At 53.8% G+C, this 6,695-nt stretch carries 8 protein-coding genes; 5 read left to right on the forward strand and 3 right to left on the reverse strand.

What is annotated here, in order from left to right; all coding sequences use genetic code 11:
- The first annotated feature begins 128 nt into the window (after positions 1-128).
- Genes ACOJWD_RS05570 through ACOJWD_RS05580 form a run of 3 tightly spaced genes read left to right on the forward strand, consistent with a single transcriptional unit; the run spans position 129 to position 1,763 of the window.
- Positions 129-584, forward strand: coding sequence for a hypothetical protein (locus ACOJWD_RS05570; protein WP_486992230.1), 456 nt, complete (start codon positions 129-131; stop codon positions 582-584).
- On the forward strand, positions 584-1,186 hold the full coding sequence (locus ACOJWD_RS05575) for a hypothetical protein (protein WP_486992231.1): 603 nt from the start codon (positions 584-586) through the stop codon (positions 1,184-1,186). The genes ACOJWD_RS05570 and ACOJWD_RS05575 overlap by 1 nt, the downstream gene beginning before the upstream one ends.
- The gene (locus ACOJWD_RS05580; protein WP_486992232.1) at positions 1,179-1,763 is read left to right on the forward strand and encodes a hypothetical protein; all 585 of its coding nucleotides are present in this window, start codon (positions 1,179-1,181) and stop codon (positions 1,761-1,763) included. Before ACOJWD_RS05575 ends, ACOJWD_RS05580 begins: the two co-directional genes overlap by 8 nt.
- A gap of 127 nt (positions 1,764-1,890) precedes the next feature.
- Here ACOJWD_RS05580 and ACOJWD_RS05585 read toward each other — a convergent pair whose 3' ends face one another.
- From ACOJWD_RS05585 to ACOJWD_RS05595, 3 genes are all read right to left on the reverse strand, one after another.
- Positions 1,891-2,757 (reverse strand): NgoMIV family type II restriction endonuclease, encoded by an 867-nt coding sequence (locus ACOJWD_RS05585; protein WP_486992233.1) that lies wholly within the window; start codon positions 2,755-2,757, stop codon positions 1,891-1,893.
- Positions 2,754-4,046 carry a DNA methyltransferase gene (locus ACOJWD_RS05590; protein ID WP_486992234.1) on the reverse strand — a complete coding sequence of 431 codons (1,293 nt, stop codon included), beginning with the start codon at positions 4,044-4,046 and terminating at the stop codon, positions 2,754-2,756. The genes ACOJWD_RS05585 and ACOJWD_RS05590 overlap by 4 nt, the downstream gene beginning before the upstream one ends.
- Positions 4,047-4,174: 128 nt before the next feature.
- Positions 4,175-4,732 carry a recombinase family protein gene (locus ACOJWD_RS05595; RefSeq protein ID WP_486992235.1) on the reverse strand — a complete coding sequence of 186 codons (558 nt, stop codon included), beginning with the start codon at positions 4,730-4,732 and terminating at the stop codon, positions 4,175-4,177.
- Between the two features lie 448 nt (positions 4,733-5,180).
- Between ACOJWD_RS05595 and ACOJWD_RS05600 the strand changes: the two genes are divergently transcribed.
- Together ACOJWD_RS05600 and ACOJWD_RS05605 are read left to right on the forward strand one after the other, a co-directional pair.
- Complete coding sequence (locus tag ACOJWD_RS05600; RefSeq protein ID WP_486992236.1) at positions 5,181-5,993, forward strand: hypothetical protein; 813 nt, start codon at positions 5,181-5,183, stop codon at positions 5,991-5,993.
- A 19-nt stretch (positions 5,994-6,012) separates the two neighbouring features.
- A complete protein-coding gene (locus tag ACOJWD_RS05605; protein ID WP_486992237.1) occupies positions 6,013-6,231 on the forward strand; it encodes a hypothetical protein in 219 nt (72 codons plus the stop codon).
- Positions 6,232-6,695 lie beyond the last annotated feature (464 nt).

Raw genomic sequence — 6,695 nt, forward strand, 5'->3', positions numbered from 1 at the left:
CATCACAGACTCAACAGATGATGGTCCCCTGCCGGGGCACATTGCACGAAGGCGAATACTGAAAACCACGATGGATGTCCGGAGCGGCATCTCTGCTATTAACTAGCGTACGGTAAGAAGGTGATGGCTTGAATTTTGATGATGGTGAATTCACATTTAGGGCAAGTGACGGGTTTTTCTTGACGCTATTGGCCGCGTGGTTAAGTATTCGCCTCCCAGACAGCCATGGCATGTCGACGATTATCGCCGAATATTTTGTGATTCTGATGCTTCAAGTACTTGGAGTCGGATTGGTGATTGGTCAACTGCGGTCTTGGTCGAAACCAACGAATGCTGGTGTCAAAGGATTACTGGTCATGTCGATTGTCGGGATAATACTCATATCTCTGACGGTTGGCTGGATGTTGGGCAAAGCCCCCACTGTCGGTGGGGATTTTCTGACCATTTATGTACTGACAGTCGTTTTATGGTTTGCATATTCGATTGCCGAGACAGAGTGGCGAAAAATCCACTTGATACAGGAAGATCCTGAGAGGGCCACTGATCCTGATGCAACCAGCCCTGTAAAGGAGGCCAACGGATAGTGCTGATGGTAATTATAGCTTGCCTCGGTGGATATATCATATTGTCACTTATCGTGATTAAGCGCTCCCGGCGACGTACTGGTTTGATGCATGGCGATGATTCCTTGGCTCAAAAATCCCCGTCGATCAATATCACATCGGATTTCGAACGCGTTTTGAAAAAACAAATCCGAGAAACTGTTTCTGAGATTGATCAGAACGTGCGCGACCAAACGAGGAAAGTGCTTGACCGCCTTGCTCACCTTGAAGAAATGGTCCAAAGAATCGACGCGCATGAAGTAGGATGGCCGGAGAGCGAGTTTGAACCGGTGCCTATAGCGGGACGGTTTTATAATATCCACTTCGAAACGAATCTAGTTGTCAAGAATGATGATATCCCATTATTACAGAGCTTTCACCAGGATCTATTTCAGAATGCAGCATTCAATGCGAAACTCCGCGACGCATCACACACATTTGCGGAAGGCAAATCCAAATTTGAAAACTATCCCAAGATTATAAATATGGCCTTTGCAAAGAACAAGAGACAGGTGTCCTATAGAAATACGGAAAAATGTTCTATAGGCAAACAGCAAAAAAAGAGGGTGGAAAGCGGTGCGTAATGAGGACTTGTTATTGCATATCCAACAAGTAGTGAAAAAGATTTTGTATAGGAAAGTTCTGGAACAACTATTGACAGTGTATTCCTCGGATGAAGATTATAATCTTCTACTTCGCGGGATGGAACAACTCTTTGGCGACAAAGGATGGCAGGTTTTATTTTTACTGTCCCAAACGGATGCGGAGCCAGCAGATTATGAGCGATTGCAGGCAGATCCTCATATCCAGGAAGACTTTCTTGATTGGTTTTGGGAATTGGCGATGGTACACGGGCCTAAACTCGCGGCAATGGTTAATCGAGCGATGGCACCCAGCGATTGGGATCAGGTCCGTGTGACCAAATTGGAGGGTCCTAGTGGATGGCAAGGATATCGTGTGGAGGTAACCAGGAATGACACCCATCAAATGGCTATCGAAGCAGATCGGGTCAGTCTTCTGAACCTGATATCTTCGATTGTAGGATTTCTTCACGACTATTCACGTACCCCACTCTCAAAGGACGAACTGCCGGTGAGAGAACGTATTCGGAATACCCTAGACAAGTTCGACGATATGGAGGAGCAATCGGAAACACAGTAATCATTACGCCTCGACGCTTGGGCTGGGGGCCGGTACCTTGTATCGGAATTGAGTGATGTCTACATGATCCCCTGTTATTGGCCTGAGCGACTCCTTTATGAAGATTCTCGTGCCCTCTCCGTTTCGGTTAAGGCACCAGGTCCAACGGGAGGTCAGAGATATCCTTCAAGCGATGCCCCTCGACCATAATGCGTAACATGTCGGCGGCATCGTCCGCGTGAGCGGCATCCACCGCGTGCTGCAATTCCGGTAAGGCAAAGTGGTAGACACAATCAATATCCCCGGTGCCCAGCGCAATGGACGCGAGGCGACTCGGTAAGGGCTCCGCCGTCACCGCTACCACATGCGGCAAATGGCCCTTACGATTGCGGATGAGATTGAGCGCCTCCGCCCGCGTGTTTTGGCTGCGGTCCGAGCGAATAGTCCATTTCGCGGAAATACTCGCGTGGAGTAAGGGGAGCCCGCCGTTGGCGGCACGGATCGCCGCCAACCGACTCACCGTGTCGTCTACGATGGGCCGAGGCTGATTGATCGTGGCATCCTCCAAGAGATCTTGATACACGACCACATCGGGAGTGATGGTGTAGTCGTTGCCCAGCGCCGCCGCCAGCTGCGCATCCCGTTTGGCGGCCTCGGACAAGGCCAGCAGATGGGCATATTGCTCGAATTGCGCGAGCACCAGCCGATGGTTATTGCCGATCCGTTGGATGTGCCAATGGCCCGGCCGCAAGTGGTCGAATAATAAAAACGTCTCCATGAGATATTGGGTAATGATCTCTTCGAACTGGCTGCCACTGGTTTGGCCCGCCAAGCGGGGACGACTGGGCGATCCGGAAGGCAACTGGTCGACCATACTCCGGGCCAGCCGTTTGGATAACGGATTGGACGAATCGGCATTGCTGGTGACGCCCTCCCGATTGACCGTGAGCGGTCCCGTCTGGAGGCGTTCATGAAACCGCTGGCGGGCCGCCAGCATCAGCGGTGGGGTCGTCATGGGGTCTCCCCCTGCGGCTTGGTCAGCGCAATCACCTGTTCCGCGTGCATGCGCTGTTCAATGCCCGTCTGTTGGTGCCCCCATCGCGCGGGCATCATCCGTCGATTCCGATCCAACGACCGCTCGACGACACCCCGGAGGTCATAGCCTAAGTCCTGGGCCATTAGCGCCAGCGCCTGCGGCGTTTCAACGTCCAGGCCGCGCATCGTCGAGGTCCCGACCACAATGATGGCGGAGTGGCCCGGCTTCAAGGCCCGGTACATGGCGTGTAACGCCTGGCGCATATCCGCGAAGTAACGCGCCAGTAATCCCGCCTTGAGGTGATCCTTCGCCTCTAATGTGGCCAAGATTGTTTGCACGGCGGCGGGAAACTGGTCCCACTCGAATAACTTATGGGATTCGGTTCCGATATAGTTCGACCGTAGGATCGCGAGCTCGTGTAAGGGCCGGCCCATCCACACTAACGAAAACTTGTTGGCACGGACATAGTCAATGGCATTGGCATAGGGCGGTGAGGTCACAATCAGATCCACGGAGTTGTCCGTCATCGTCATCTGCCGAATATCTCCCTGCTGAATGATGGGTTCATACGCGCTCTCCAGCGGAGTCAACGCCGGGACCAACTTCACCAGTCGCTTATAGAAGCTGTCAATAGCGGATTTCGGGACCTTCGTCGGGACCTTGTGGGGACGACTATGCGCCAAATCCCGCGCCATCGACACCCCCCCCGACTTCGTCACAATAATGGACGAAAACACCACCAGGAGAAAGTGCCGATAAGCTAACGCGTCCACCCGCTCAATGCCTTCCATCAGGGCCTCTAGCTCGAGAATCGTCGCCGGCTGAAACCAATACTCGACAAACTGCCGATCCTTGTCGGCGGCAAAGCGCTGCGCCACCGCGTGGGACAAGCGGTCGGGCTGGTCCATCCCCTGCCGGGCACCGTCAATAATGGCGGTCCCATACTCAAGGAGACGATCTGCGTCTAAACACAACGTTTTCACGCGGCTCATTAAGATGGCCAAAGGGTCAATGTCCATCCCCATTGCCCGCCGATGCAGTCGCAGGGCTTCGACGACGGTCGTCCCACTCCCTAAAAAGGGGTCGAATACCAGATCTCCCGGCTGTGTCAGGCCGTCAATAAACCACGCCGGCAGTTGGGGAGGAAACTTGGCGGCGAAGGCGTGTAACCCGTGGCGGGCATCGCCGCCATCCGCACTATGAAACCCGAGGTCCGCGTGCAACAACTGCTCCACGCCATCGGGGGCGTCTAGACGTGCCTGAATCATGACCATCCTCCTTGTGAACAGAGTAGCATACCGCAATAGTCCGGACCGTGCTCGCGTTGGCGGCGTCTCGTGATTGATGCGATACCACGTGGGTATTCACCACGGGAGCCTGCCGTGGCCACGCGAGTTTATGGTTCCCGTGTCTTCAGCGCGCGATAGAGCGTCGCGCGGGAGACATGCAGGGCGTCGGCCACCTGTTGTACCGTCGTGTCGGCATTCGTCACTAGCTGCCGGGCCATTTTCACTTGGTCGGATGAGAGACTCGGTCGGCGCCCCCCGACCCGGCCTCGCGCTCGCGCGGCGGCTAACCCCGCATTCGTGCGCTCCCGAATGAGCGCCCGTTCAAATTCGGCGAGGGCGCCAAAGATATGGAAAATCAACTGACCTCCGGGCGTCGTCGTGTCCATCTGCTCCTGCACACTCCGAAAGCCCATGCCCTTCTCTCCCAACTGCTGCACCACCGCAATCAAGTGCGCTAAGGACCGCCCCAACCGATCCAGCTTCCAGACAACCAGGACATCGCCCGGCCGGGCATAGGCCAGAGCCTCAGAGAGTCCCGGCCGCTCCGTGGTACTTCCCGACATCACATCGCGAAAAATTTTCTCGCAGCCCGCCTGCTGTAAGGCATCTTCTTGGAGGGCTAGCGTTTGGTCGGCCGTCGAGACCCGGGCGTAGCCAATAAGCATCGCGCCACCTCCGTAGGACGTTACCTGATTGTCTCAAAACTCATGCCGGAATGCTAGTCTGAGACATTAGATTTTGAGACGAGTTGTGCGACATCGATGATCCCGTTTGCGGGGATCGTGTCGGCCGCACGCACGATGTCGCACAAACGGTCGTTTGTGCGACAGATACAACAACCTACATGATTATATGTTACCACCGGCCACATTTGTGGAATTATTAGAATCAAGGCCGATGCCGCTTGTACTGGCATCGGCCTTGATTCCCTGATCTATATGGACTCGTTGCATTTCGTGTCACGATGTCGAATATTGTCGAGTGAATTGAGCGACTTATAAGAGGATTTAGCTAATAGTGATGGAACCTTTCTATTTAGTACCAAAATCATATGCTCGAGGCAACGTAACTGGTGCTCACCAATCCGATAATAATAGAGGAGCGTGTAAGCCAATGTCATATAAGATTATCGCAGCATTGTCGACTTTAGCGGTATTAACTGCACCCATGGTCATAGGCGGAGTAGCGCAGGCAGCCGTCTTAATTCCTACAAGCCACTTTACAGCCATCAATACCCCAACGCCGCCATCATCGCCTCCGGCGCCTCCGGCGCCTCCCGCGACAGGCTCGCCCGTCGGACAAGGCGGCGGGGCGCCCCCCGCGGCGTTTCCGCTAACACTAGGTCAATTGCAGCAAACAATTTCCACTGTAAACGATGATATGATGCAATCGTCAAACGGTACGGTTTCGGTAGACTCATCCATCTTACAACAAGCCGGATTGTCTAATGCCGAGATTTCATGGACCCAGCAAGCTATGGCGGCCTATGATTACAAAATTACGTCCGGTCAAATTCAACCTGTGCTGGGGGCAGCCGAAGCCTACAGTGTGACGCAATCACGTCACACTGCGGCTACCATGATGAGGAGTAACAGTAGCAGTACGTATGGCCTCGATTATACGTGGTATGTTGCCAGAACTCCCTATTGGTATACGGACTACCCCTGGTGGGGCACTTCGCAAATGGGGAACAACACCGCGACTAAAAATCTCGTTTCGAACTTGACCGCTATTTCCGCGAGCGCTGGCGTTGCCGCACTTTTTCCGTGGGAGGGCTCATGGATCGTCGGACTGGGGGGCCTGGTCGTCGGGGGTTACGCGAGTCAAATCAGTAGCACGAACACCCAAGGAGGAAATTTTGGGGTCCATATCAACTTCGTGTTTGGCAATCCGATTCCGGTTGGCATTTACTATAATGTTCCCTAAAACAGTAGGAGGCTGTGAGATGAGCACCGGTTCGGGATGGGCACGTCTTGTCATCTGGGCCATTATCGCGGTGGGGTCTGGATACCTCGCAACCCAGTATTTTTTACGGTGGCCTACTAATAATACCATCGGTAAGATTTTCACCATTGTTATGGCTCTTCTCTGTATATCCGCCATTCTGCGCATCGGAAATAGCATGGGTTGGTGGTCGTTGATCTATTCCAAATCTCCGCGCTAACATTGAGGCCGCACGAGCGAGGACTCTGTTCCGTCGTGCGGCTTTGTTGTTGCTTGAGCGTAGACGTGACTTTTCGTGACCACACATGGTATGGGTCGTCATCGCTGTGTGAATTTACTGCCGCGCGATTGAGGTCGGGCCACGTGGATGTCGAGCATCGCTTGGAGGGCTGGCTGGGACACCCGATAGTGCTTGCCGACCTGGGGGTTTGTGTAGCATTGGAACCAAAAACCGGAATAAGACTGTGGAGCTGACGACTGACCGTCGACGCCGAGTTTCCGTTCCGTTTGCACGATCCGCCCTCGCACGAATAACCGGAATTTCCAGCAAAGTCCTCATAATTGGTTGCAAAATCATCACGAGCCGATCCCCTGCCCTATTGGTCGTCGCACAAACGAGCGGTTGTGCGACACCACTCAAGAGAAAATAGCGGCATTAACAACAAATACCGTTAGGTATTTTTG

It is taken from the genome of Sulfobacillus sp. TH-112, from assembly GCF_057473405.1.

Coding starts and splice junctions, on each gene's coding strand:
- ACOJWD_RS05595 (WP_486992235.1), bottom strand. CDS start 4,732: ATGCTTATTGGCTACGCCCGGGTCTCGACGGCCGACCAAACGCTAGCC.
- ACOJWD_RS05585 (WP_486992233.1), bottom strand. CDS start 2,757: ATGACGACCCCACCGCTGATGCTGGCGGCCCGCCAGCGGTTTCATGAA.
- ACOJWD_RS05605 (WP_486992237.1), top strand. CDS start 6,013: ATGAGCACCGGTTCGGGATGGGCACGTCTTGTCATCTGGGCCATTATC.
- ACOJWD_RS05600 (WP_486992236.1), top strand. CDS start 5,181: ATGTCATATAAGATTATCGCAGCATTGTCGACTTTAGCGGTATTAACT.
- ACOJWD_RS05590 (WP_486992234.1), bottom strand. CDS start 4,046: ATGATTCAGGCACGTCTAGACGCCCCCGATGGCGTGGAGCAGTTGTTG.